The 25,202-nt window shown below is 64.0% G+C and carries 27 protein-coding genes and 1 tRNA gene; 16 read left to right on the forward strand and 12 right to left on the reverse strand.

The annotated features are described in order from the left end of the window. Window positions 1-89 precede the first annotated feature (89 nt). The gene (locus SO156_RS05010) at window positions 90-2,303 is read left to right on the forward strand and encodes a GumC family protein (protein ID WP_498534030.1); all 2,214 of its coding nucleotides are present in this window, start codon (window positions 90-92) and stop codon (window positions 2,301-2,303) included. A gap of 91 nt (window positions 2,304-2,394) precedes the next feature. Here SO156_RS05010 and SO156_RS05015 read toward each other — a convergent pair whose 3' ends face one another. Continuing rightward, entirely contained in the window at window positions 2,395-3,582 is a 1,188-nt protein-coding gene (locus SO156_RS05015; protein WP_498534031.1) for a GNAT family N-acetyltransferase, read from the reverse strand. 134 nt (window positions 3,583-3,716) lie between these two features. Between SO156_RS05015 and SO156_RS05020 the strand changes: the two genes are divergently transcribed. Next, window positions 3,717-4,769: a polysaccharide deacetylase family protein gene (locus SO156_RS05020; protein WP_498534057.1), complete on the forward strand. Its 1,053-nt coding sequence runs from the start codon at window positions 3,717-3,719 to the stop codon at window positions 4,767-4,769. A 74-nt stretch (window positions 4,770-4,843) separates the two neighbouring features. On the opposite strand, the gene SO156_RS05025 is transcribed toward SO156_RS05020, so the two are convergent. After that, window positions 4,844-5,053, reverse strand: coding sequence for a DUF2842 domain-containing protein (locus SO156_RS05025; RefSeq protein WP_458146172.1), 210 nt, complete (start codon window positions 5,051-5,053; stop codon window positions 4,844-4,846). Window positions 5,054-5,150: 97 nt separating this feature from the next. On the opposite strand from SO156_RS05025, the gene SO156_RS05030 reads away from it, so the two are divergent. Next, window positions 5,151-6,233, forward strand: a complete 1,083-nt coding sequence (locus tag SO156_RS05030; RefSeq protein WP_498534032.1) for a COX15/CtaA family protein — start codon at window positions 5,151-5,153, stop codon at window positions 6,231-6,233. Here SO156_RS05030 and SO156_RS05035 read toward each other — a convergent pair whose 3' ends face one another. From SO156_RS05035 to SO156_RS05050, 4 genes are all read right to left on the reverse strand, one after another. After that, window positions 6,234-6,629 (reverse strand): hypothetical protein, encoded by a 396-nt coding sequence (locus SO156_RS05035; RefSeq protein ID WP_458146174.1) that lies wholly within the window; start codon window positions 6,627-6,629, stop codon window positions 6,234-6,236. Between the two features lie 170 nt (window positions 6,630-6,799). Further along, window positions 6,800-8,080 (reverse strand): O-acetylhomoserine aminocarboxypropyltransferase, encoded by a 1,281-nt coding sequence (locus SO156_RS05040; protein WP_458146175.1) that lies wholly within the window; start codon window positions 8,078-8,080, stop codon window positions 6,800-6,802. A 152-nt stretch (window positions 8,081-8,232) separates the two neighbouring features. Next, the gene (locus SO156_RS05045; RefSeq protein ID WP_458146176.1) at window positions 8,233-8,817 is read right to left on the reverse strand and encodes a CoA-binding protein; all 585 of its coding nucleotides are present in this window, start codon (window positions 8,815-8,817) and stop codon (window positions 8,233-8,235) included. Window positions 8,818-8,947: 130 nt separating this feature from the next. Beyond that, window positions 8,948-9,772 (reverse strand): enoyl-CoA hydratase, encoded by an 825-nt coding sequence (locus tag SO156_RS05050; protein WP_458146177.1) that lies wholly within the window; start codon window positions 9,770-9,772, stop codon window positions 8,948-8,950. Between the two features lie 84 nt (window positions 9,773-9,856). Between SO156_RS05050 and SO156_RS05055 the strand changes: the two genes are divergently transcribed. From SO156_RS05055 to SO156_RS05080, 6 genes are all read left to right on the forward strand, one after another. After that, the gene (locus SO156_RS05055) at window positions 9,857-10,285 is read left to right on the forward strand and encodes a PaaI family thioesterase (RefSeq protein ID WP_498534033.1); all 429 of its coding nucleotides are present in this window, start codon (window positions 9,857-9,859) and stop codon (window positions 10,283-10,285) included. 158 nt (window positions 10,286-10,443) lie between these two features. After that, window positions 10,444-10,908 carry a 50S ribosomal protein L13 gene (gene rplM / locus SO156_RS05060; RefSeq protein WP_027522853.1) on the forward strand — a complete coding sequence of 155 codons (465 nt, stop codon included), beginning with the start codon at window positions 10,444-10,446 and terminating at the stop codon, window positions 10,906-10,908. Between the two features lies 1 nt (window position 10,909). Beyond that, the gene (gene rpsI / locus SO156_RS05065) at window positions 10,910-11,386 is read left to right on the forward strand and encodes a 30S ribosomal protein S9 (protein WP_027522852.1); all 477 of its coding nucleotides are present in this window, start codon (window positions 10,910-10,912) and stop codon (window positions 11,384-11,386) included. Between the two features lie 224 nt (window positions 11,387-11,610). After that, a complete protein-coding gene (locus tag SO156_RS05070) occupies window positions 11,611-12,825 on the forward strand; it encodes a GGDEF domain-containing protein (protein WP_498534034.1) in 1,215 nt (404 codons plus the stop codon). Between the two features lie 59 nt (window positions 12,826-12,884). Continuing rightward, complete coding sequence (locus SO156_RS05075; RefSeq protein WP_458146180.1) at window positions 12,885-13,121, forward strand: hypothetical protein; 237 nt, start codon at window positions 12,885-12,887, stop codon at window positions 13,119-13,121. A 101-nt stretch (window positions 13,122-13,222) separates the two neighbouring features. Then, window positions 13,223-13,522: an antibiotic biosynthesis monooxygenase family protein gene (locus SO156_RS05080; RefSeq protein WP_027522849.1), complete on the forward strand. Its 300-nt coding sequence runs from the start codon at window positions 13,223-13,225 to the stop codon at window positions 13,520-13,522. A gap of 6 nt (window positions 13,523-13,528) precedes the next feature. On the opposite strand, the gene SO156_RS05085 is transcribed toward SO156_RS05080, so the two are convergent. Next, the gene (locus tag SO156_RS05085) at window positions 13,529-14,650 is read right to left on the reverse strand and encodes an AI-2E family transporter (RefSeq protein WP_498534035.1); all 1,122 of its coding nucleotides are present in this window, start codon (window positions 14,648-14,650) and stop codon (window positions 13,529-13,531) included. Window positions 14,651-14,954: 304 nt separating this feature from the next. On the opposite strand from SO156_RS05085, the gene SO156_RS05090 reads away from it, so the two are divergent. Continuing rightward, the gene (locus SO156_RS05090; protein WP_498534036.1) at window positions 14,955-15,728 is read left to right on the forward strand and encodes a gamma-glutamyl-gamma-aminobutyrate hydrolase family protein; all 774 of its coding nucleotides are present in this window, start codon (window positions 14,955-14,957) and stop codon (window positions 15,726-15,728) included. Between the two features lie 84 nt (window positions 15,729-15,812). Here the strand turns inward: SO156_RS05090 and SO156_RS05095 are convergent, their stop codons facing one another. The 3 genes from SO156_RS05095 to SO156_RS05105 form a co-directional block, all read right to left on the reverse strand. Next, complete coding sequence (locus tag SO156_RS05095; protein ID WP_498534037.1) at window positions 15,813-16,160, reverse strand: hypothetical protein; 348 nt, start codon at window positions 16,158-16,160, stop codon at window positions 15,813-15,815. Between the two features lie 99 nt (window positions 16,161-16,259). Then, window positions 16,260-17,669, reverse strand: a complete 1,410-nt coding sequence (gene glnA / locus SO156_RS05100) for a type I glutamate--ammonia ligase (protein ID WP_458146184.1) — start codon at window positions 17,667-17,669, stop codon at window positions 16,260-16,262. 153 nt (window positions 17,670-17,822) lie between these two features. Beyond that, window positions 17,823-18,161 carry a P-II family nitrogen regulator gene (locus tag SO156_RS05105; RefSeq protein WP_007603495.1) on the reverse strand — a complete coding sequence of 113 codons (339 nt, stop codon included), beginning with the start codon at window positions 18,159-18,161 and terminating at the stop codon, window positions 17,823-17,825. Window positions 18,162-18,539: 378 nt separating this feature from the next. Here SO156_RS05105 and SO156_RS05110 point away from each other — a divergent pair, with 378 nt between their 5' ends. Both SO156_RS05110 and SO156_RS05115 read left to right on the forward strand, forming a co-directional pair. Then, the gene (locus SO156_RS05110) at window positions 18,540-20,039 is read left to right on the forward strand and encodes an NAD(P)H-hydrate dehydratase (RefSeq protein ID WP_498534038.1); all 1,500 of its coding nucleotides are present in this window, start codon (window positions 18,540-18,542) and stop codon (window positions 20,037-20,039) included. Continuing rightward, window positions 20,039-20,476, forward strand: coding sequence for a GNAT family N-acetyltransferase (locus SO156_RS05115; protein ID WP_458146186.1), 438 nt, complete (start codon window positions 20,039-20,041; stop codon window positions 20,474-20,476). The genes SO156_RS05110 and SO156_RS05115 overlap by 1 nt, the downstream gene beginning before the upstream one ends. 5 nt (window positions 20,477-20,481) lie before the next feature. Here SO156_RS05115 and SO156_RS05120 read toward each other — a convergent pair whose 3' ends face one another. Beyond that, complete coding sequence (locus SO156_RS05120; protein ID WP_498534039.1) at window positions 20,482-21,786, reverse strand: multicopper oxidase family protein; 1,305 nt, start codon at window positions 21,784-21,786, stop codon at window positions 20,482-20,484. 155 nt (window positions 21,787-21,941) lie between these two features. On the opposite strand from SO156_RS05120, the gene SO156_RS05125 reads away from it, so the two are divergent. The 3 genes from SO156_RS05125 (at window position 21,942) to SO156_RS05135 (ending at window position 24,472) form a co-directional block, all read left to right on the forward strand. Further along, window positions 21,942-22,026 (forward strand) — tRNA-Leu (locus SO156_RS05125). 179 nt (window positions 22,027-22,205) lie between these two features. Beyond that, entirely contained in the window at window positions 22,206-23,567 is a 1,362-nt protein-coding gene (gene tig, locus SO156_RS05130; RefSeq protein ID WP_498534040.1) for a trigger factor, read from the forward strand. 269 nt (window positions 23,568-23,836) lie between these two features. Continuing rightward, window positions 23,837-24,472: an ATP-dependent Clp protease proteolytic subunit gene (locus SO156_RS05135; protein ID WP_027522840.1), complete on the forward strand. Its 636-nt coding sequence runs from the start codon at window positions 23,837-23,839 to the stop codon at window positions 24,470-24,472. 57 nt (window positions 24,473-24,529) lie between these two features. On the opposite strand, the gene SO156_RS05140 is transcribed toward SO156_RS05135, so the two are convergent. Then, window positions 24,530-24,742 carry a hypothetical protein gene (locus tag SO156_RS05140; RefSeq protein ID WP_498534041.1) on the reverse strand — a complete coding sequence of 71 codons (213 nt, stop codon included), beginning with the start codon at window positions 24,740-24,742 and terminating at the stop codon, window positions 24,530-24,532. A gap of 179 nt (window positions 24,743-24,921) precedes the next feature. On the opposite strand from SO156_RS05140, the gene SO156_RS05145 reads away from it, so the two are divergent. Then, a partial coding sequence (locus SO156_RS05145) for a ClpX C4-type zinc finger protein (RefSeq protein WP_283806609.1) occupies window positions 24,922-25,202 on the forward strand: 281 nt, incomplete at its 3' end.

A 25,202-nucleotide genomic window follows, 5' to 3' on the forward strand; every position in this document is an offset into this window, starting at 1 on the left:
GTGCGGCGCGATTAACCCAGCGGCAACCTTAATGGAGTGTAATCGCCTCGGTTGAGGTGGGCGACGGCGTTGCCCTGCGGGAGTGTGCGATGCGTTTGGCGTTCTGGCGTGCCGGCAAGGACAAGGCCGTGATCGAACGGGCCTTGCACAAGCCCGAGCCGAGGCCCGCGGCCGCTGTCGCGCGGGCGCAAGCCGAATCCGGTGACATCGATCTGCATGCGCTCGGTTCCGCGCTCAAGCGCAGGCGTGGCTTCATCATCGTGCCGACGGTGCTGGCGCTGGTGCTCGCGCTTGCCGGCGTCAATCTGGTGACGCCGCGCTACAAGTCGGAAGCCCGCATCCTGATCGACGGGCGCGAGAACGTCTTTTTGCGTCCGTCCAGCGACCGCAGCACCGAGGAACGGCAGGCGCTCGACGCCGAGGCCGTCATCAGCCAGGTGCAACTCGTGCTGTCACGCGATCTGGCGCGCGAGATCATCAAGAAGAACAAGCTCGCAGAGCGGCCCGAATTCGATCCGGTGCTCCAGGGTGTCTCGCCGCTGAAATCGCTGGCGGCATTGTTCGGAATCGGCCGCGATCCGTTCTCGATGACCCCTGAAGAGCGGGTGCTGGATGCCTATTACGACCGCCTGACGGCCTACGCGGTCGACAAGTCTCGCGTGATCGTCGTCGAGTTCCAGTCGACCGATCCGGAGCTCGCCGCGCGCGTCGCCAACTCGATCGCCGATGGCTATCTGGTGCTGCAACAGAATGCGCGCCAGGAGCAGGCCAAGTCGGCCAGCCAGTGGCTGTCGGGCGAGATCGAGAACCTGCGCAAGAAGGTCTCGGACGCCGAGGCCAAGGCCGAGGATTTTCGGTCCAGGTCGTCGCTGTTCGTCGGCACCAACAATACCACGCTGTCGAATCAGCAGATGGGCGAGCTCAACACCCAGCTCAACAATGCGCGCGCGATGAAGGCCGATGCCGAGGCCAGGGCGCGGCTGATCCGCGAGATGCTCCAGAGCGGCAAGCCGATCGAGGCATCGGAGGTGCTGAATTCTGAGCTGATGCGCCGGCTGTCCGAGCAGCGTGTGACGCTGCGGGCGCAGCTCGCCGAGCAGTCCTCGACGCTGCTTGGCAATCATCCGCGCATCAAGGAGTTGAAGGCGCAGATCGGCGATCTCGATACGCAGATCCGTGACGAGGCGGGCAAGATCTCGCGCTCGCTGGAGAATGACGCGCGAATCGCCGGCAGCCGCGTGGACAGCCTCACCGCCGGCCTCGAGCAGCTCAAGAAGCAGGCGACCTCGACCAATGGCCAGGACGTCCAGCTTCGGGCGCTGGAGCGCGAGGCCAAGGCGCAGCGCGATCTGCTCGAGACCTATCTCGCCAAATATCGCGAGGCCAATGCCCGCGAGACCATCGACACCGCGCCGACCGAAGGGCGCATCATTTCGCGCGCCATCGTCTCGAACACGATCGCCTATCCGAAGAAATTGCCGATCGTGCTCATCGCGACGCTGGCGACGCTGCTGCTCAGTGCCGGCATCGTCGTCACCGGCGAGCTCCTGCACATGACCGCGCCGCGTGCAATCGCCGCATTCACGCCGGCTGCAGCGTCGCGCGTCGTTCCCCGCAGTGAACCAGCCGTCGAGCCCGAGCCCATGGTGAGCGAGCCGACGCCGCTCCAGCCGGAGATGGCTTCCGACGCTGGCATCACCGAGTTTGCCGAGATCGAACAGCTTGCCGACAGCCTGCGCGGCGCCGGCAACGGCGCGCGCAAGGTGACGGTGCTCGGCACCGCGGCGGGCGATGCCATCACGCTGACCGCGCTGACGCTGGCGCGCCATCTGGCGCGCGAGGCGCGGGTCGTGGTCGTCGATCTCGCTGCATCGTCGCCGACGATTTCGGCGATCTCCGCCGATCCGAGCGCTCCCGGCCTTGCCGAATTGATGCAGGGCGAGGCCTCGTTCGCCCAGATCATCACCAAGGACAGGCTCTCGCGTCTGCAACTGGTGGCGGCGGGTCGCGACGGCTTCGACCGCAGCCTGCTGCAATCGCCGCGCGTGATGCTGGCAATCGACGCCTTGCTCCGCGTCTACGATCACGTGCTGCTCGATGCCGGTACCGCCTCCGACCTGCCTGCCGAACTGTTGACGACGAATGCCCGCGTCGTCGTGGTTCCGGACGCCGGCATGCCCACTGAGGCGCGCACCTCGATGTGCGAGGAGCTCAAAGCGGTCGGCTTCAGTGAAGTGACGATGCTGAAGAAGCCGGTGCAGCCGTCGGATGCGGTGGAGGCGCCTCGCGTGGTGGCGGCCTAGGCGAGCGCTGCGCTCGGCGCGATCATCAATCTAACCACGCAGTCGGTGTACCCTCTCCCCTTGCGGGAGAGGGTCGTTCGACAGCTAGTTCTTACCCGAACGCCTGTCGCACCTTGCGCGCGAGGTCGAACAGCATCTGGTTCTGCTTCACGAGGCGCTTGCCGTGGCTCAGCGACGACATCGCCATCGCCGCGAGCTTGCCGCGCGAGGTCAGCGGGACGAAGCTGTCGAAAATCTCTTCGTCGCTCTTGCAGAACATGCGCTTGTAGTCGTCCGAGCCGACGCCGAGATCGAGTGCGTGATAGCCGGCTTCCGCATAATGGTCGATGATGTTGCGCAGCAGGATCAGGCCGGGACTGAAGCGCGAATGCTCCGACATCGTGTAGGTGTTGAACATCGTCGAGAAGCGGCAGCCGTCGGCGACGCCGGCGAAGATCGCGATCACCTCCTCGTCGCATTCCAGCGCATGGATGTCGATGATGCGGGCCTCGCCGCGCGACCTCAGGCAGGTCGAGCGGATGAATGCCTCGACGCCGGGCTCGGCGAATACGTTCGGCAGCTTCTGCTCCGCCATCCGTATCGGCTTGACGCGGAAGAACCAGTCGAGCAAGCGCGTGATGTCGTCATCGGTGGCGGCGACGTGATAGCGGTAGCCGGCGAGCGCCTGAAGTTTCTTTTCCTTGCTCTTCAGACGACGGCGGAAGGAGTTGCTGATGCGCGACGCCGGCGGGTCGCCCGGCTGCATCGCGAGCAGCGGGCAGCCATTGATCGAATTTTGGCGTGGCAGATGTGCGAACGGGTTTTGCTGGTCGCGCCAGCGTATTGGTTGCTGTGACAGCGCGAGCACGTCGACGCCGCTGCGCGCGCGCAGGGCCGCGAACAGCGCGTCGAGATCGGCGTTGTTGGCGTGGCTTGCGAAATCGGCGTCCCACAGGCCCATGTTGAAGGTCGTATGCTTGCCGCCCATGAAGCAGGCGACCGTGACGCCGCGGTTTTGCCGCGTGCACAGCGGCAGCACGACGAGCGGCCGGCGTTCGGCATCGCGGGCAATGACAATGAAAGGCGTTGCGCCTTCATGCTCGCCGGCGAGACGCTGCCAGGGGGCGAGCAGGTCGAAGCGCTGATAGGGTGTTGCGAGGTGACCGGTGTTTTCCAGCGCGCGCCACACCGGTTCGGCCATGGTGAGATCGCTGACGATGTCGACCTCGGCGATACGGCTCGCTTTCGACCGCGCTGGCGCTTCTGCCGTCCGGCTTTGTATCGCCGCAGCCATGGTCATTCGCGAAACCTGTCGAGAAAACGGAAAATGAGCGTAATTCGGCCTGCGGCCGACCTTTGCAAAGAAAGGTCAACAAAGAGTAAGGAGAATGCGAAGGGGAACCGGCCGCTCGTCGGTTTGCAATGGGTGGGATTTTGGCGTCCGATGATCGATGGATGGAACGGCTGCGGCTGGAACTGGCCTGGTTCACCGGCCAGCACCGGTTGCGCGGACGGAGGGCAGGTGGCGCCGGTGCGATCCTGCGCTTTCAGCGCGTCAGGCCGCGCGGGCGCGTGCCCTTCCGGCCGCTGCTTGCCAATGAGATCACGCCAGAATTCCTCGACCGCGTGCTTCGCGCGCTGAAGCGGTGGAAGTTCGACATCGTCGGCATGGATGAGGTCTGCCGGCGCGCGGTGACGCTGCCCGAGCGGCGGCGCTTCGTGGCGCTGAGCTTCGACGGTGCGTACAAGGATCTCGCCACGTTCGCTTATCCGGTGCTGTCGCGCCACGGCGTTCCCTTCACGGTCTACGTGCCGACGGCCTTTCCCGACGGCGTCGGCGAAGCCTGGTGGCTCGCGCTCGAACAGGTGATTGCGCGCGAAAGCCGCATCAGCCTGATGATGGGCGACAAGGAGCAGCGCTTCGTCGTCACCGCGCGCGCGGAGAAGCAGGCACTGTTCACGCTGCTCGAAGAGTGGCTCAGAACCTTGCCGTCGGCCGAGCTCTCGACTGCGATCAACGATCTCTGCAAGCGCCATCAGGTCGACCTCGCCGCCGTCTCGCGCGACGCGTCGATGGATTGGTCGGATCTTTCGAAACTCGCGGCCGACCCGCTGGTGACGATCGGCAGCGCGACGGTGAACTATGCTGCGCTCGCCACCATGAAGGATACGGCCGCCGCGCGCGAGATGGCGATGGGCAAGGCGGTGGCGGAGTCCGCGTTCCACCGCGAGATCGGACACTTTGCCTATCCGTTCGGCGATCGCAGCTCGTTCCGGCGCAGCCATGTGGTGATGGCGGAGGAGGCGGGCTTTGCCAGCGCGGTGTCGACGATTCCTGGCATCGTGGACGTCGAGGGGCGGACCAATCTGCGCGCGCTACCGCGGATTTCCTGGGACGGCCGGCGCCGCTCGTTGCGGATGCTGCGCGTGCTTGTCTCCGGCGTGACGTTTCCGCCGGTGAAGCCGACGGGCAGTACGACGTCTTGAGTTAAGTTCGATCCGGGAGGATGAGTGGACACCAGAGCTTGCTGCCGACAAACGCGCAAGCGCGTTTGCGTAGGCTAGACCGGGTCGGGCCGCTGCATCCAGCTCACGACCGGCATTGCCGGCAGCACCCAGCCCATGCCGACCACGACGTAGTAGATCGCCTGCCGCCAGCCGGATTCTGCGATCCACGGCATCTGCGCCAGCGTCATGCCGAGCAGCGCCCAAATTGCCGCGAGCACCAGGAGCGCGATGGTACCGAGGAACTTGCGGGTGCGGATCTTCATGGCGGGAGCTTGCGGCTTTTCGCGTAACTTGCGCTGCGGGAGCGGGGGACTATAAGGGGCGCGCAGTTTGGTTCAAGCATTGGTTTCTCCGGCCAAAATGACCACGATATCAGCTCCGTCCGACCCGCATCGCGCCGTGCGCTGGTGGCTCATTTCCGTGGCCGCGCTGATCGCGCTGATGGTGCTGGTCGGTGGCGCGACGCGGCTGACCGAGGCCGGGCTCTCGATCGTCGAATGGAAGCCGGTAGCGGGCGCGCTGCCGCCGCTCACCGAGCCGCAGTGGACCGAGGCCTTCGAGGCCTACAAGAAGATCCCGCAATATCGCGAGCTCAATTCTGGCATGAGCTTGTCTGAGTTCAAGACCATCTTCTGGTGGGAATGGAGCCACCGGCTGCTCGGCCGCTTCATCGGCGTCGCCTATCTGTTGCCATTCCTGTTTTTCCTGTGGCGAGGCGGTCTGTCGAACGAATTGAAACGGCGGCTGTGGTTGCTGTTCGGCCTCGGCGGGCTGCAAGGCGCGGTCGGCTGGTGGATGGTGGCCTCTGGCCTGTCTGAACGGGTCGAAGTGTCGCAGTACCGGCTGGCGACGCACCTGGTTCTGGCGCTGCTGATCTTCGCCGGCATCGTCTGGACCTTGCGACGGCTCGGCGCGCGCCAGGAGATCGTTGCCCCTGTGCGATTGAAGTTCACGAGCGCGCTGCTCGTCGTCGTGACCTTCGTGCAGCTTTATCTCGGCGCGCTGGTGGCGGGTTTGCGGGCAGGTCGCGCCTACAACACCTGGCCCGAGATCGACGGCGCATTCATCCCGTCGGCGGAGCGGCTGTGGTTCGAGACGCCGTGGTGGCGCAACCTGTTCGACAATGTGCTCACCGTGCAGTTCGAGCACCGTATGACGGCCTACACGCTGTTCGCGCTGGCGGCACTGCACGCGTTCGACGCCGTACGCTCGCGCGCAGGTTCTGCTGCGAGCGGTGCCGTGTGGCTGTTCGCGGCGGTGAGCCTGCAGGCCGTGCTCGGTATCCTGACACTGCTGAACCAGGTGCCGATTGGGCTTGCGCTCGCACATCAGGCGGTCGCGATCCTCGTGTTGACGCTGGCGGTGATGCAGGCAGAGCGGCTCGCGGCGCGAAAGCCTGCGGAGACCTATTCGCGTGGTATCCCCGCGAGCCAGGTCGGCTGATCAGCAATAACCGTAGACGCCGCAGGCGTAGGGCAGGCGCCAGTAATAATCGACCTGCGGGCCGCCGTAATACGCCCCCTGATAATCGTAGTCCCAGGGACGGCCGTAATAACCCGGCAGCGTATACGCGCCCGGCAGGAGCGGGGTGCCCGGCAGATTGCGGATGTAGCTGCCGACGCCGTAGGCCGGCGAGATCAGCGCGTCCGGATCGGTCTCGACCCAGACCTGCGGCGGCTCCGCCGGCGCGATCGTGGTGCGGAACTTGTAATGTGGCCGCGGCAGGCCCGGCGGCAATTGCTCGACGTGTCGTTTCTTGTGCACGACGACCTGATCGGCCGCGAGTGCGCTCGTGACCATCAGCGTCACGGCCAGAGGGGACATTATCCAGCGCAGCATGGTCGGCTCCGAATCAATCTGGGCGACCCAGTATGTCAGCCGGGATCGCAGATAGCGTTAACGAGCCGCGGCGTCATTCCGGGCGTCGCGAAGCGACGAACCCGGAATCCGGAAGTTGCGGCGCGAGATTCCGGGTTCGCCTCTTCGAGGCGCCCCGGAACGACGGCATATTACGCGCCCAGCGCCTGCTCGAGGTCCGCGATCAGGTCCTCCTTGTCCTCGATGCCGATCGACAGGCGCACCACGTCGGGGCCGGCGCCTGACCTCACCTTGGCGGCATCGTCGAGCTGGCTGTGCGTGGTCGAGGCGGGGTGGATTACCAGCGAGCGGGTATCGCCGACATTGGCCAGATGCGAGAACAGCGTCAGCTTCGACACCAGGCTGACGCCGGCGTCATAGCCGCCCTTCAGGCTGAAGGTGAACACCGCGCCCGCGCCCTTCGGCGCGTATTTGCGCGCAAGCTGACTGTACTTGTCGCTGGCAAGACCGGCATAGCTCACCGACGCCACGGCGGAATGGCCGGACAGGAATTCGGCGATCGCCTTGGCATTGTCGCAGTGCTTCTGCATGCGCAGCGGCAGCGTCTCGATGCCTGTGAGAATGAGGAACGCGTTGAACGGCGAGAGCGCAGGGCCGAGGTCGCGCAGGCCGAGCACGCGGCAGGCGATGGCAAAGGCGAAATTGCCGAAGGTCTCGTGCAGCTTGATGCCGTGATATTCGGGGCGAGGCTCCGAGAGCATCGGATATTTGCTGTCCTTCGACCAGTCGAAGGTGCCGGCATCGACGATGACGCCGCCGATCGAGTTGCCATGGCCGCCCAGAAATTTCGTCAGCGAGTGCACGACGATGTCGGCGCCGTGGTCGATCGGTTTGATCAGATAGGGCGTGGCCAGCGTGTTGTCGACGATCAGCGGCACGCCGGCCTTGCGGGCAACAGTGGAGATCGCCTCGATGTCGGTGATGCTGCCGCCGGGATTGGCGATGGACTCGACGAAGATCGCCTTGGTGCGCGGCGTCACCGCGCGCTCGAAGCTCGCGATGTCATCGGGATCAGCCCACACCACGTTCCAGCCAAAGCTCTTGAACGAATGGCTGAACTGGTTGATCGAGCCGCCATAGAGCTTTCGCGCGGCGATGAACTCGTCGCCGGGCTGGAGCAATTGCTGCATCACCACGACCTGCGCGGCATGGCCCGAGGCGACCGCAAGCGCGGCGGTGCCGCCTTCGAGCGCTGCGACGCGTTCTTCGAGCACCGCATTCGTGGGGTTGCCGATGCGGGTGTAGATGTTGCCGAACGACTGGAGGCCGAACAGCGAGGCGGCATGGTCGGCGTCGTTGAAGACGAAAGAGGTCGTCTGATAAATCGGCGTTGCGCGCGCACCGGTCGTCGGATCGGGCTGTGCACCGGCATGCACGGCAAGGGTCGAAAATCCCGGAAGGCGATCGCTCATTCGTGGCGTCCTGTTCTTGGGTCGGCTGAAAAACGCGCGGCATGCTGATCGGGGCCGCGCCCGCCGTCAAGGCGCTCGCGCGCATCTGACATTGTTCGAAACGGTCGTGCTTCGCTTTGTCGCGTTCGCGAAACGAATCTTTTGCGGCTGCGTCAGCTCTGCTCGGTCTTGTTCTTGGCCGCGCGATCGGCCGCTGCGGTATTTCCGCCGCCGACGCTCATGCGATTGAGCGACAATTGCATGCCTTGCGTCGGCGCGGGCGGGCGCTTGGAGCTGAGCGTGCGCGAGTTGACGCCCATCCAGGAGATCTCGGAGGACAGCCGGCCATATTCGATCTTGGGGCAGCGGTTCATCACGACCTTGATACCGGCGGCCTCGGCCTTCTCCGCAGCGGCATCGTCGCGTGCCCCTAGCTGCATCCAGATCACCTTCGGCAGCGGATCGAGCTTCAAGGCTTCCTCCACCACCGGCATGATGTGGCTGGAGTTGCGGAAGATGTCGATCATGTCGACGGGGCGGCCGATATCGTGAAGCGAGGCGACGAAAGGCTTTCCGAGCAGCTCCTTGCCGACGTGGCCGGGATTGACCGGGATCATGTCATAGCCGCGCTGCGCCAGATATTTGAACGCAAAATAGCTCGGCCGCACATTGACCGGCGAGGCACCGACCATCGCGATCGACTTCACGCTGTTGAGGATGCCGCGGATGTAGTTGTCGGGATAGGCGTCGTGATTCATTCTTCACCCAGTGCGTCGTTCCGGGGCGATGCGCAGCATCGAACCCCAATGCGCGATTGCGCATTGTGGAACCTCGAGATTGCGGGTTCTCGCTTCGCGAGCCCCGGAATGACGACGCGAAAGTGCGTCGTCACCTATCTTCCCATTTCGGTTCGCGCTTTTCGATGAAGGCCTGAATGCCTTCCTCTGCATCGCGCGCCATCATGTTCTCCGTCATCACCTCTGCCGCATAGCGATAGGCATCCGCAAGGCTCATTTCGGCCTGGCGATAGAACGCCTCCTTGCCGAGCTTCACGGTGTAGGCAGATTTCAGCGCGACCTGTTCGGCGAGCGCAATCGCAGCATCGCGTTCGGTGCCGGCTGCGACCACACGGTTGACGAGGCCGATCTCGCGGGCGCGTGCGGCGGGTATCGGCTCGCCGGTCAGCAGCATTTCCATCGCCTGCTTGCGCGGCACGTTGCGCGACAGCGCCACCATCGGCGTCGAGCAGAACAGGCCGATGTCGACGCCGGGTGTGGCGAAGCTTGCGGCGTCCGAAGCGATCGCAAGATCGCAGCTCGCGACGAGCTGGCAGCCGGCCGCCGTCGCGATCCCCTGGACGGCTGCGACCACGGGCTTGGGCAGGCGCACGATCGCCTGCATCATCGCGCTGCAGGCATTCATGATCTCGGCGAAATGGGCGCGGCCGCGATCGGGATCGCTGCGGCGCGCGGTCAATTCCTTGATGTCGTGGCCGGCTGAAAAGGCCGGGCCGGTGGCGGCGATGACGGCGGCGCGGATGCGCTTGTCCTCGGCAATCGCGTTGAAGCTCGCGTGCAGCTGGCCAATCATCGCCTCCGACAGGCTGTTGCGCGCGGCAGGGCGGTTCAGCGTGAGTATGGCGACGCTGCCGACGATCTCCCGCAGCAGGATCGGCGGTTCCGGGGAGGGGGTGCGGGCAGGCTGGACGGACATTGAAGATTCCGCTTGGGACATTGCCGTTGGATGACGCAGATAACTTAATGTAACAGGCAGCGTGAAGCGAGGGTGGGGGGTGGCATGGCGTTAGCGAAAATGAGCGTAGCTGAGGTCGAGCAGTTTCTTCGTGAGGAGTTTCCTCAGGCCTTCAGCGGCGACGACATCACCATCGAGAGCGCCGACGGACAGACCGCGCTGCTGCGCCAGCGCTACAGCGAACGGATGCTGCGGCCGGGGGGAACCGTGTCGGGTCCGACGCTGATGGCGCTTGCCGATTTTGCCATGTACGTGGTGCTGCTGTCTGCGATCGGTCCGGTCGGGCTCGCCGTCACCACCAATCTCAACATCAACTTCCTTCGCAAGGGCCTGCCTGGGCAGGACGTGCTGGCCGAGGCCCGGCTTCTGAAGCTCGGCAAGCGTCTGGCGGTCGGGGAGGTCAACCTGCTCTCGGGCACCTCGCCGGATCCGATTGCGCATGTCACATCGACCTATTCCATTCCAAATGTTTGAACTTTTTCGAGGTAATATAACACCATATTTGTAAGTCGCTGATTTTGCTTGCCTAATTTCTCTTGTCGGGCATTGACCGGCGCGCATCACTTCTCTAGAAACCGCGCAGTCCGGCGCGTCGTTCGTGCCGTCATCTCCCCGTCCACGGAAATTCAGATATGAAAACCTTTTCGGCAAAGCCCGCCGAGGTGACGAAGAAGTGGGTGCTGATCGACGCCAAGGGTCTGGTCGTCGGCCGCCTCGCGACCATCGTTGCCATGCGGCTGCGCGGCAAGCACCTCCCGACCTACACCCCGCACGTTGATTGCGGCGACAACGTCATCATCATCAACGCCCAGCACGCGGTGCTGACCGGTCGCAAGCGCGAGCAGAAGACCTACTACAAGCACACCGGCTATGTCGGCCACGTCAAGGAGCGCACCGCGCGCCAGATCCTCGAAGGCCGTCATCCCGAGCGCGTGCTCGAGAAGGCCGTCGAGCGCATGATCCCCCGTGGTCCGCTCGGTCGCGTCCAGATGGGCAACCTCCGCGTCTATGGCGGGGCCGATCATCCGCACGAGGCGCAGAGCCCGGAAAAGATCGACATCGCCAAGTTGAACCGCAAGAACACGAGGGCCGCATAACATGGCCGAATCCATCCAGTCGCTCGACCAGCTCTCGCAGCTCAAGACGGCCGCGCCCGACGCCCCCAAGCACGAGAAGAAGGTCGACAAGCTCAACCGCGCCTATGCTACCGGCAAGCGCAAGGACGCTGTCGCCCGCGTGTGGATCAAGCCGGGCGCCGGCAAGGTCACGGTCAACTCGCGCGAGGTCGAGGTCTATTTCGCCCGTCCCGTGCTGCGCATGATGATCGAGCAGCCCTTCTCCGTGGCCCAGCGTTCCGGCCAGTACGACGTGATCTGCACCGTCGCCGGCGGCGGTCTGTCCGGCCAGGCCGGCGCCGTCCGCCACGGCATCTCGAAGGCGCTGACGCATTTCGAGCCGGAACTGCGGACCGTGCTCAAGAAGGGCGGCTTCCTGACCCGCGACTCCCGCGTGGTCGAGCGCAAGAAGTACGGCAAGGCAAAGGCCCGCCGGTCCTTCCAGTTCTCCAAGCGCTAACCGCTTCGATAAAATTCGTCGCGAAAGCGGCTTCAATGAAATGCAAAAGGGCGCCGAATTCGGCGCCCTTTTGTTGTTCGTTTGTATGCAAATTGAACCGGTGTTTTCCCGAAAAGTTGCGCCTGCATGAAAACCTGAATGGAACCCGGGAGACCTAGCCTCGCAGTTGGAAGGGCACGCGATCGGGCTGATCGCGTATTGGCTTGGTTTCAAAGGGGGCTGACATGATGTCGCTCGATAGCATCACGCTATACTTGGTTGCCACGATGGTAGCCGCACTGCTCGGCGCCATGATGGTGTTCTTCGGCAGGCAAGAGAAAAGTCCCGCGCTGAAATGGTGGGGCACCGCCTATCTCCTCGGCGCAGCTTCCGTCGCGCTGTGGACAGCCGCCGGCGACAAGCTTGGCGCGCAGCTCTATCTCGCGCTGAACGCGGTCGGCTTCGTCGCCTGCGGCATGGTCTGGAACGCCGCGCGCGTCTTCCACGGCCGCAAGCCGAACTGGCCCGGACTTCTGTTCGGTGCGCTCGGCTGGGCTGCCGCTGTGACGCTGCTTGATCCGGCCAATGCGACGCTGCGCATGATGGTCGGTGCCGGTATCGTCTCGGTTTACGCGGCGCTGACCGCGGGTGAGCTCTGGTCCGAGCGGCGCAAGAGCCTGCAGCGAAGCTGGCCGGTCGTCGCCGTGCCGATCATGCATGGCTGCGTGCTGATGATGCCGGTTCTCATCGGCGGCCTCCTGCGGCCGCACGATCCGCACTTCTCCACCAGTATCTGGGTCACGGTGTTCGCGGTCGAGCTCATCCTTTACGCCGTCGGTACCGTGTTCGTGATCTTCATGCTGGTGTCCGAGCGCACGGTGACCGCGCACAAGACCGCGGCATCGATGGATCCGCTCACCGGCATGTTCAACCGGCGCGGTTTTGCGGAAGCCTGCTCGCGCGTCATCGAGCGCGAGGCCAAGGCGGGGCGGCCGGTGACCGTCATGATCTTCGACATCGACCACTTCAAGTCGATCAACGACCGCTTCGGCCACCCCGCGGGCGACGAGATGCTCAAGCTGTTCTCGACGGTCGTGACCACAAATCTGCGTATCTCCGACCTATCGGGCCGGATCGGCGGCGAGGAGTTCGCGGCGCTGTTGCCGTGCTCGCTGGAAGAGGGCGTGCTGGTCGCCGAGCGCGTGCGCGAGGCGTTCGAGACCTCGGGCATCGTCGTCGACGAGGGGCCGGTCGACACCACCGTCAGCATCGGCGTTGCCGGTGGCCCTGCCGGCACCGAGCTCGAGGTGCTGCTGGCTGCCGCCGACACCGCGCTCTATCAGGCCAAGCGCGGCGGCCGCAATCGCGTCGAGGCCGCTGAAGAGCTGCCGCTGTCGCTGGAGAACTGGCGCCGCCAGACCGCGGCGCGGCTCCCGGTGCCACGGCCGGCGACCGTCTGAGACGCAAAGGAGGCTTTGCGGTAAGGCCCTGTTTACTATCGATTACTACCATCGTGGTCATGGAGTCGATTCGTCAACAGAGCCCGCAAGCCGCCATGGTGTCGCTCGAAGCGGCCGCGGCAAGCGCGCGCGGCGGGTTCGGCTGCATCTTCTCGACATCGGATGAATATGAGACGGCGCTGATCAGCGAGCGCCGTGCCCAGGGCCGCTACGCAGAGAAACGCGACCACCGGCCGCTCACACTGTTTGCTGCCTGCGCGCTGACGGTGGCCGGCATCGTCTTGTTGTTCAGCTGAGAGAGCAGGTGGTTCGGCTGACCCCAAGGCGCCGTTTCGGCGCCTTTTTCTTTTCGGCCGTCTGCGCTAGACACGCCCTGTCAACAAGAAGGGCGGAAACGATGATCACCGAGATCGCGCAAATCGACGTCAAGCCGGGCACCGAGAAGGATTTCGAGGCGGCGGTGGCCAAGGCCAAGGCCGCGTTCGGCCGCTCCAAGGGTTTTCACGGCTTCGAGCTGCACAAGTCGATCGAGAAGCCGCAGCGCTACCGGTTGATGGTGAAGTGGGAGACGCTGGAGAACCACACCGTCGACTTCCGCGGCTCGGAAAACTTTGCCGAATGGCGCGGCCTCGTCGGCCAGTATTTTGCCGCGCCGCCCGAGGTCGAGCACACCAATACGGTTGTGACGACGGCTTGAGCGGTCTCACACCGTCGCGGTCTGCGCCGGCGCCTCATAGCTCTTGAAATGATCGAGCAAAACCTTGGCGATGGCGACCAGCGGGAGCGCTAGAGCCAAGCCCCAGATGCCGAACACGACACCGAGCAGGATCTGGAAGGCGAACAGCGTGGCGGGCGGAATGTCGAGCGCCTGCCGCTGGAGGATCGGCGTCAGCACGTAACTCTCCAGCGCGTGGACGCCGAGAAACAGGATCAGGGCGGAGAGCGCGGCGACCCAGCCTGACGCGATGCTCGCCAGCACCACGATCACGCCGGCGATGATGGCGCCGACCGTCGGGATGAAGGCGAGGAGACCCGCCTGAATCCCGAGGATGAATGAGCCGGGGATGCCGATGATGGCAAGCCCGACCCAGGTCACCGCGCCGACCGCGAGCATGACGATGATCTGCGCGATCAGCCAGCGTTCCAGCGTCTCGCTGATGTGGTCGATGATGACAGTGGCACGCGCCCGGTGTCGGGCCGGTGCGATGAACAGGAGCCCGTCGTGATAGACGCCGGGCTGCGCGGCGAAGGCGAGCCCCAAGAACAGCACGATGAAGAAGTTGCCGACAGCGCTGATCGTGCCGAGCAGCAGCTTGAGCGTCTGGCTCACGATCGCACCGCCGCTGGAGGCCAGCGCACCGGCACCGGGAAGGCCGGTGCGCGGGGGTGAGGCGCTGGGCGCCGCTTCCGAGCCGGACGGCGCGGAGGAGGCGTTGCCGATGTCGAAGAAGCTGGTGTCGATGCCGTGGCTCTCGAGGAAGCCTTTGACGGTAACGAGCTGCGATTTGATGGTGTCGCTGAGTGCGGAGGCCTGCTCCGCGATGGTCGCGCCGCCGAGATAGGCCACGCCCGCGAGCATCGCCGCAAGCACCACGCAGACGATCGCAAGCCGGAACGGATGCGGCAGGTTGAGATGGCGCCCGAGCGCGTTGGTCATCGCGTTGAGTCCGACGCCGAGCAGCATGCCCGTGAAGATCAAGAGTAGGGTTGCGGCAAAATACCAGGTGAAGACCAGGAGCGCTGCAAACAGCACGATACAGATACCACCGACCGCGATCGCCCAGGCCAGATCGCTGCGGGTCCGTTCATCTGCAGGAATCGTCACATGATGTCCTTTGCGCGGCAGGCGTTTTTTTTGCGGCAGGTGTGCACGGCACTCTTTCGCGAAATCCAGCCAAGGATCAAGCCGGGACCCGCGTGCCGGTTTGACGCGTCCGCGACCTAAACTGTGCCTTGCGAGCGGTCCGCTCGAGCCCCGGGCGCGGATGGGGCGGTTGGGGTCTCAATGCCCTTCCGGCGGGGCATTCAGGCGAAATAGCATTGCCGTCCCGCGATCCCTTCAGTTGAAATTGTTCCATCCGGTGGGCATGTATAGGGAATCTTCTTCGGCGGGGAGGTCGGAACGGGAGATGAAAAAGCCGGTCGTCGGCGTGATCGGGAATTCCCATCGCGTCGAAAATCGATTTCAGGTCCAGATGGTCGGCGAGCGAAACTTGCGCGCCGTGGCCGAGGTTTCCGGTGGCTTGCCGCTGATGTTTGCCGGTTCAGCCGACATCACCGATATCGGTGCGCTGCTCGATTGCGTTGATGGCATCGTGCTCACTGGCGCCCGCGCCAACGTCCACCCCACGCGCTTCAATGTCGATCCCTGCCAGAAGCACGAGCCCTATGACATCCATCGCGACGAGGTCGCGCTGGCGCTCTCGGTCGCCTGCGTCGCTCGCGGTATCCCGCTGTTCGGCATCTGCCGGGGCCTGCAGGAGATGAACGTCGCCTTCGGTGGCTCGCTGCACCCCGAGATCCGCGAAATACCGGGCCGCATGAACCATCGCATGCCCAGGCTCGAGAACGGCGAGATCCATCCCGATCCCACCGTCGTGTTTGCCGACCGCCACGAGGTCGATCTCACCCCCGGCGGCGCCTTCGCCAGAATTCTCGGCTGCGAAAAGATCAAGGTCAATTCGTTGCACGGCCAAGGCATTCTGGAACCGGGCAAGCGCGTGCTGATCGAAGGTGTCGCCGAGGACGGCACCATCGAGGCGATCCGCATCGCGGAAGCCCCGACCTTTGCGCTCGGCGTGCAATGGCACGCCGAATACGATCCCCAGCGCAATCCGATCAACCGGAAGATCTTTCAGGCGTTCGGCGAGGCGCTCGTGGCGCGGCAGCGCGCGACGGCGTAGCCGGTTCGCACGCGTGTCGAGGGCGGTTTTGCGTGAGCCGTTGGTCTCGGCATCCCGACGGTGATAGGGAGGTGCTCGCGGCACCTACTTGCGATACTCCGTCTTCAGCGCGCGCAGGGCATTGGCATAGCTGAATGCCGCGAGCTGGCACTCGGCGACGAACTGCTGCTTGACCACCGGCTGCTCCTCGTACTTCGCGCATTCGGCCACGAGTTGACCGATTGTCTTGTCGCGCCTGTACTGGCTGGTGCAGAACGCGATCACCTCGTTCTTCTCGGCCAGGCGCTCCTCGCCCTCGGCCTGCGAGGCATCGAGCCGTTGCATCCTGGTCTCGCAATCCTCTGCGGTGGGTTTTGAGGCCGTCCGCTCGCCGGCGAAGGCCGGGGTCGCCAGCGCCAGAAGCGAAACGCAGAGTAGAGCGGACTTGTTCATCGTTGATGTCCTGCGATGGGTGAGATGCCCTTGCGCCTGCTGCGATAACGAAAGGGCGCCCCGAGGGGCGCCCTTTGTTTGTCGTATCCGCTAACCCACTTAGCCCGAGTAATACATCTCGAACTCGATCGGGTGCGGGGTCATTTCGAAGCGTTCGACTTCGGTCATCTTCAGCTCGATGTAGCTGTCGATGAAGTCGTCGTCGAACACGCCGCCGGCCTTGAGGAAGGCGCGGTCCTTGTCGAGGTTTTCCAGCGCCTCGCGAAGCGAGCCGCACACGGTCGGAATCTGCTTCAGCTCTTCCTTCGGAAGGTCATAGAGATCCTTGTCCATCGCCGGGCCCGGATCGAGCTTGTTCTTCACGCCGTCCAGACCCGCCATCAGCATCGCGGCGAAGCCGAGATAGGGGTTGGCGAGCGGATCGGGGAAGCGCACCTCGACGCGCTTGGCCTTCGGCGAAGCGGTGTAGGGGATGCGGCAGGAGGCCGAGCGATTGCGCGCGGAATAGGCGAGCAGCACCGGCGCTTCATAGCCCGGGACCAGACGCTTGTAGGAGTTGGTGGTCGGGTTGGTGAAGGCGTTGATCGCCTTGGCGTGCTTGATGATGCCGGCGATGTAGGACAGGCAGGTCTCCGACAGGTCGGAATACTTGTTGCCCGCGAACACCGGCTTGCCGTCCTTCCAGATCGACTGGTGCACATGCATGCCCGAGCCGTTGTCACCATAGACCGGCTTCGGCATGAAAGTGGCGGTCTTGCCGTAGATGTGCGCGACCTGATGGATGCAGTATTTGTAAATCTGCAGATGGTCGGCCATCAGCGTGAGCGTGTCGAACTTCATGCCGAGCTCGTGCTGGGCGGAAGCGACCTCGTGGTGATGCTTTTCGACCTTGACGCCCATCTTGGCCATGGCGCCGAGCATCTCCGAGCGCATGTCCTGCACGGAATCTTGCGGCGGCACCGGGAAGTAGCCGGCCTTGGTGCGGATACGGTGGCCGAGATTGCCGCCCTCATATTCGGTGTCGGAGTTGGTCGGCAGTTCCGAGGAGTCGAGCCGGAACCCGGTGTTGTAAGGCTGCGACGAATAGCGCACGTCGTCGAACACGAAGAACTCGGCCTCGGGGCCGACAAAGACGGTGTCGCCGACGCCCATCGACTTCACCATCGCCTCGGCCTTCTTGGCGATACCGCGCGGATCGCGGTTGTAGGGCTCGCCGGTGGTCGGCTCGAGCACGTCACAGACGATGACCATGGTGGTCTCTGCGAAGAACGGATCGATCGTCGCGGTGACCGGGTCGGGCATCAGGCACATGTCGGACTCGTTGATCGCCTTCCAGCCGGCGATCGAGGAACCGTCGAACATCTGGCCTTCGGCGAAGGTGTCCTCTTCGATCATGCTGACGTCGAAGGTCACGTGCTGCCACTTGCCGCGCGGATCGGTGAAACGGAGGTCGACGTACTTGACGTCGTTGTCCTTGATCGCTTTCAGGACGTCTTTGGCGGTCTTCATGCATACCCCTTTTGGCTCTGCGGGTCGGTTTCCAGACTTCGAGCGACGTTTGTTCTCGCTTCTCGAGGCGCGCGAGTGCACAAACGACATCAGGCCGCCGAGGCGGCCTTATTTCTTAGGCAGAATGTCGCAAAATGCGGGATAGCACCCGGCTCAGATAGCGTCCAGCCCGGATTCGCCGGTCCGGATGCGGATGGCTTCTTCGATGTTGGAGACGAAGATCTTGCCGTCGCCGATGCGCCCGGTCTGTGCCGCACGGCGGATCGCGTCGATCGCGCGCTCGACCAGATCGTCGCCGATCACGATTTCGATTTTGACCTTGGGCAGGAAGTCCACGATGTATTCTGCGCCGCGGTAAAGTTCGGCATGACCTTTCTGGCGACCGAAGCCCTTGGCCTCGGTGACGGTAATGCCCTGCAGTCCGACTTCCTGGAGCGCCTCTTTCACCTCGTCGAGCTTGAACGGCTTGATGATGGCTTCGATTTTCTTCACTGCGCGCCTCCCGGCCTTTCGATCAAATAGCAACGTCTTCGTCAGGATGCGCTTTGTTTTCGCGCGGAGTTGTCCTCGCTGTCCCAAGCTGCCTGACCAGCCCGGGCGGCGGCCGGTCACACCTGAAGAATGCCAGTGAGCACGACGAACCGAAGCGGCTTCCTCGAAAGCAGGGTCTATGCCAAGTTGCAAATGCCCTGATTATTGGAGCGTTATCAGCCTTTTAACGAGCATCTCGGATAGGTGGGACCAACTGGCCCAAAATAGCGAAGACTACGAAATAGGCAAACGGTTCAATCTGTGTGCAGATTGCGGGTTTTGCCCCGAGATCGGAACGAAATCTGCCTGTTGAAAAGGCGTTTGTACCAGGGAAGTGGCATGGAAGTTCTGACCAACGCTGAAATGCAGCGGGCCGACCAGCTCACCATCGCGGCCGGCACGCCCGGTTTCAAGCTGATGCTGAGCGCCGGCCAGGCGGTCGCGGAAGCCGCGAGCGCGCTGGCGGAGGAGGGGCCGATCCTGGTGGTGGCCGGTCCCGGCAATAATGGGGGCGACGGTTTTGTCGCCGCAGCCGAGCTCGCAGCCCAAGGGCGCGAGGTCTCCGTCATCCTGATGTGCGAGCGCGACCAGCTCCAGGGCGATGCGGCCTCCGCCGCGCGCGGTTGGAAGCATCCACTCCTGCCGTTCAATCCGCAGGCGATCGGCAGGCCCGCGCTGATCATCGATGCGCTGTTCGGCGCCGGCCTCAGCCGCCCGATCGAAGGCGAGGCGCGCGAGATGATCGAGGCGATCAACGCCAATGGCGCGCCGGTGCTGGCCGTCGATCTGCCGAGCGGCATCAACGGCACGAGCGCAAGCGTGATGGGCATTGCGGTGAACGCCACCGAGACCGTCACCTTCTTCCGCAAGAAGCCCGCGCATCTTCTGTTGCCCGGCCGGATCCATTGCGGCCGCGTGCGTGTCGCCGACATCGGCATCGACGGTCAGGTGCTTCACGAGATCAAGCCACAGCTGTTCGAGAACGATCCGGATTTTTGGGGCGCGACCTTTCCGGTGCCGCGGATCGATGGCCATAAATACGCGCGAGGCCACGTGCTCGCGGTATCCGGTGATGCCGCAGCAACCGGTGCCGCACGTCTCGCCGCGCGCGGCGCATTGCGTGCCGGCGCGGGGCTCGTAACCTTGGCCAGCCCGCGCGATGCGCTCGCGATCAATGCGGGCGCGTTGACGGCGGTGATGGTCCGCCCGGTCGACACCGCGATCGAGTTCGGCGAGCTCCTCTCCGACAAGCGCTACAATACTTGCATCATCGGTCCGGGCACCGGCACGGGGACGCGCACCTGCGACTTCGTCCACACGGCGCTCACAGCCCAGCGCCACCTCGTGCTCGATGCGGACGCGCTGACGAGCTTTGCAGCCAATCCCGGACGGCTCTTTGAATCGATCAAGTCGTCGCACGACAGCGAGGTCGTGCTGACGCCGCATGAGGGCGAGTTTCCGCGCCTTTTCGCCGATCTCAGCAACAAGCATCCCGGCCGCTCAAAGCTCGAGCGCGTCCGTGCCGCCGCCGAGCGCTGCGGCGCAGTCGTGCTTCTGAAAGGACCGGACACCACCATCGCCGCGCCGGACGGTCGCGCCACCATCGCCGCCAACGCGCCACGCTGGCTCGCGACGGCCGGTGCCGGCGACGTGCTCTCAGGCATCATCGCGGGACTCCTGGCGCAGGGCGTGCCGGCCTTCGAGGCCGCGAGCATCGGTGTGTGGATGCATGGCGAAGCGGCGGGTGAGGCTGGTCCCGGCCTGATCGCGGAGGACCTGACCGAGACTCTGCCGGCCGTGCACCGGCGGATTTATGATGCGCTGGGAGTGGAGTACTAGTGCTCAGACCGCTCGGGCTGGCCGATATGGACGCGGCCGCGCGGGTCCACCGTATCGCCTTCGACCATGCGATGCCGTGGCTGGTCGGGCTGCACACGCCCGACGAGGACCGCTGGTTCTATCGCGAGCGGGTTTTCGCTAGGTGCCGCCTGTGGGGACGCTTCGACGGCGGCGCATTAGGCGGAATCATCGCCTTCCGTGACGGCTGGATCGAACAACTCTACGTGCTGCCCGACGCGCAAGGCCGCGGCGTCGGCACCGAGTTGCTTGATGTCGCCAAGAGTACCTTCGAACACCTTCAGCTCTGGACCTTTCAGCGCAACGTTCGAGCTCGACGCTTCTACGAGCTCCGCGGGTTCGAGCTGGTCGAGGAGACCGACGGGACGGGGAACGAGGAGAAAGAACCCGACGCCCGCTACGTCTGGAAGCGCCGGTAGGGCATTCACTCCACCGCGTACCAGCGGACGAGCCGCGGTGCGGTCCAGTCGGTCACGACAGACTCGACCAGCCAGCGTCCTGGGTAGGTCGCCAAGAATGCGATGCGTTGGATTTGGCCGGGCTCGATCGCGAGCGTGTCGAGCCAGTACGGCTTCCAGCCGTCGTCGAGCCGGTCGAGCAGGCGGAAATGATGGCCATGCAGGTGGAAGGCGGTTGTGACTGGTCCCGAGTTCTTCAGGGCCAACACGACAGTGCGACCGGCCTTGGCCCGAAAGGCAGGGGCGGAGGAAGGGGAGAAGCCTGCCGGGCGGGTCCAGCCGGCGTCAGGGGCGCCGAGCGCGACATCGAACCGCAGGGCGCCCTTCAGATCGAGCTGCAGGGGAAGGTCATTTGGCGGGAGCGGCGGTGGCAGCAACAGCGGCACGCGTCTCTCGAGCCAGCCGGTGACCGCGAGGGTCCCGATCTGGCGCGCCTCCTTGCCGTCATGCAGCAGGAATGAGGCCGATTTGGCCGTATCCACTAATGCGTCAGCACGCGCGCCGGAGGCGAGCACCAGGGCGCCGTTGCGAGCCGGGAACGGCTCGGCAGGCTGTCCGTCCATGGCTATCACGCGGACGTCGTGGTTTTCCAATTTGATCGCCAGAACAGTGCGTTGGGAGCCATTTATAAAGCGCAGCCGCAGCCGCTGATTGCCGGAGGCTGAGAGTTCGAATGAGGTCCGCCCGTTGAGGGTATAGAGCGGGATCGTGTCTCTGGGGTCGGTGCCCGGGGTGATCGCCGCTCCATCCGGCCGCAGGCGCCATTCCTCGATCAACAGAACCTCATCACGATCCACGGCGACACGGTCCGCTTCCTCGACGATGATCGGGAGCGGCCGTACGGGCTGCTTCAGGCGCTCCTCGAGCAGGCTGAGGTCAGCCAGCAGGGTCCCGGCGTGAGGCATTGAAATGATTGATGTTGTTGTCGCTCCCGGGGCCACCGCCGCGTCGCCCAGCAGTGGCTCGGCAGCCGCCGCGCCGTCGAGGCCGTACCAGACTGCTGCGATCGGCACCGGCAAATCGTTGCGTAAGGTCACCTCGCAGCGGTCACCGCGCTTGAGACGAACGGTGCCGGGAGCATTTGGTGCCGCGAGCTCCCAGACTGATGTGGGCGGCTGTCCCGGCCTCAGAGCCAGGGTCGCAGGCCGCGCCAGGAGGGTGAGCCGGGCGGCTGCCGGTGGCGTCGCTCCGCCGCCGGCCAGACCGGCCGCCGAGGCCGCCAGGCCGGCCAAAAGCTCTCGTCGGGTCGGGACAAAAAATCGCTTCGTCATGAGGGCGATGCGGACCACGCCGCGCTGGATAAGTCCAGCCGCCGTGCCTATCTGAAGAGGGCGTTCACACGGCCATTTTTTTGCTGCGAACAGGCGGGCACATGCTATAAGCCCGGCCGCCCGCGGCATCGCGGCCGGTCTTGATGCAAATTCACGCGGGCGTGGCGGAACTGGTAGACGCGCTGGATTTAGGTTCCAGTGACGAAAGTTGTGGGGGTTCGAGTCCCTCCGCCCGCACCAAGCGCTTTCAGCGTTTGCACGGATTACTGCAGGACCTCGTTCCTCATGGACGTTTTGTCCCGAGGCGCCCGGTCCGATGAACCACCGGCGCAAAGGCGTTCTGCCCGCGCGCCGGATCGATTGATGACAAATGTCGCGGCGGCAAGCGCCGTGACGAAGCGAGAAGAAGATTGGACGCCATGCAGGTCACAGAGACCCTCTCGGAAGGATTGAAGCACGAGTTCAAGATCAGCGTTTCCGCGTCTGATCTCGATGCCAAGGCCGACGCCAAGCTCGTCGACCTCAAGGACAAGGTGCGCCTCAACGGCTTCCGTCCCGGCAAGGTGCCGGTCGCGCATCTGAAGAAGGTCTACGGCCGTTCGGTGATGGCGGAGACCATCGACCAGACCATCCGCGACACCAATACGCAGATCTTCTCGGAGCGCGGCTTCCGCCTTGCGACCGAACCGAAGATCACCATGCCGACCGAGCAGAAAGAGGTCGAGGAATTGCTCTCCGGCAAGTCCGACCTGACCTACACCGTGGCGATCGAAGTGGTGCCCCCGATTGCGCTGGCCGACTTCAAGAGCTTCCAGGTCGAGAAGCCGGTCGCCGACGTGACTGATGTCGAGGTCGACGAGGCCATCAAGCGCATCGCCGACAACAACCGCAGCTACAGCGACAAGGGCGAGGGCGCCAAGGCGGCGTCCGGCGATCGCGTCACCGTCAACTTCAAGGGTACGATCAACGGCGAAGCCTTCGAGGGTGGCACCGGCGAGGGCATTCAGGTCCAGATCGGGTCCAACACGTTCATCCCCGGTTTCGAGGATCAGCTCATCGGCATCGGCGCGGGCGAGACCCGCACGGTGAAGGCGTCGTTCCCGAAGAACTATATGAGCGAGAAGCTCGCCGGGAAAGACGCCGAGTTCGAGACCACTGCAACACTGATCGAGGCAGCACAGGACACCAAGATCGACGACGAGTTTGCCAAGTCGCTCGGCCTTGAATCGCTCGACAATCTGAAGGAAGCCGCGCGCGAGCGGCTCGTGGCCGAGTTCGCCACCGCGACGCGTCAGCGCGTCAAGCGCGCGCTGCTCGATCGTCTCGACGAAGCTCATCGCTTCGATGCGCCGCCCTCGCTTATCGACGAAGAGTTCAATCTGATGTGGAATTCGGTCAAGGCCGAGATGGATTCCGCCGGCAAGACTTTTGCCGACGAGGACACCACCGAGGAGAAGGCGCGGGACGAATATCGCAAGATCGCCGACCGCCGCGTGCGCCTCGGTCTCGTGCTGTCGGAGATCGGCGAGAAGAACAAGATCACCGTGACCGACGACGAGGTAGGACGCGCGGTGATCGAGCGGGCGCGCCAGGTGCCGGGCCGCGAGAAGGAAGTATGGGACTACTACCGCAACAATGCCAACGCGCTGGCCCAGCTTCGTGCACCGATCTATGAGGACAAGGTGGTCGACTTCATCCTCGAGCTCGCCAACGTGACCGAGAAGAAGGTCTCGCGCGAAGAGCTCTACAAGGACGATGAGGCGGACAAGACCGCCGCTTAAGGCTTCGCGAGAAAGCCTTCTGTTAAGGATGATCGGCGGAAGCAGGCGCGCTAGCCAGGTGGCCGGCTGGGCCTGTTTCCACGAATCAGCTTCAAGTGGTTCTGTCGGATTAAGCCTTAATTCGCTCCGGTCTTGTCTGGAGCGAATTGGGCTATATCTGTGGCTACCTACCCAAGTCCTGCATCACGGGACGTCCATCCGCGCTCGGCAATTCCAGCCAAGACTGTCTTGCCGCGAGGATGTCCGCCTCCGAAAAACCTAGGTGACTCATGCGCGATCCGGTCGAAACCTACATGAACCTCGTGCCCATGGTGGTCGAGCAGACCAACCGTGGCGAGCGCGCCTACGACATCTTCTCGCGCCTGTTGAAGGAGCGCATTATCTTCGTGACCGGACCGGTCGAGGACGGCATGTCGACGCTGATCGTCGCGCAGCTTCTGTTCCTCGAAGCCGAGAATCCGAAGAAGGAAATCTCGATGTACATCAACTCGCCGGGCGGCGTGGTGACGTCGGGCCTTGCAATCTACGACACCATGCAGTTCATCCGCCCGCCGGTCTCCACGCTGTGCACGGGGCAGGCGGCCTCGATGGGCTCGCTGCTGCTCGCCGCCGGCGAGAAGGACATGCGCTTCTCGCTGCCGAACGCGCGCATCATGGTGCACCAGCCCTCGGGCGGCTTCCAGGGGCAGGCCACCGACATCATGCTGCACGCGCAGGAAATCCTGAACCTGAAGAAGCGGCTCAACGAGATCTACGTCAAGCACACCGGTCAGACCTACAAGTCGATCGAGGATGCGCTGGAGCGCGACAAGTTCCTCACGGCAAACGACGCCAAGGAATTCGGTCTCGTCGACAAGGTGATCGACAAGCGCGCCGAGGATCCGGCACCGCCGAAAGCCCCGTAGCACTACCGATATGATAAGGACGATCCCTGGGTTTATTTGGGATCGCCAGGGCGGCCTTCACGTTAACGGCGCATTCGCGCGGCGCAAAAAGCGGTTTTGCGCCCTGCGATAGGCGGAAAGTTCCGCTTTCGTGCTGGTTCTTTCGTGGTAATCCAGCAACGCCCGGGTGATTTCGCTCACTTCTCCCGTGCCAAGACGTGAAATCACGGTATTGTCACGGGTAGCCGCCGACCCCCGATTAGCGAATTCTTGATAGTCGGGTGACAGCATGGTTGGCTACGACTGGTGGGCTAAGATCGCGGGAGAATCGAGTGACCGTGATTCGCACGGGATGTAACGCGTAGGGTCTTTTTTGGTACGGAATTTGCTCTATTTGAATCTTCATGCCGGCTGTCGTGCCGGAATGGAGCGATCGAGCGGACGGGATCGAACCGCGGACGGAGACATGAATGAGTAAGGTCGGCACGAGCGACTCAAAGAACACGCTGTATTGCTCGTTCTGCGGCAAGAGCCAGCACGAAGTCCGCAAACTGATCGCGGGTCCCACGGTCTTCATCTGCGACGAGTGCGTCGAGCTCTGCATGGACATCATCCGTGAGGAGAACAAGTCCTCGCTGGTGAAGTCGCGCGACGGTATTCCGACGCCGAAGGAAATCTGCAAGGTGCTGGACGACTACGTGATCGGCCAGAGCCATGCGAAGAAGGTTCTCTCGGTCGCGGTGCACAATCA

It is taken from the genome of Bradyrhizobium sp. UFLA05-125, assembly GCF_059803515.1.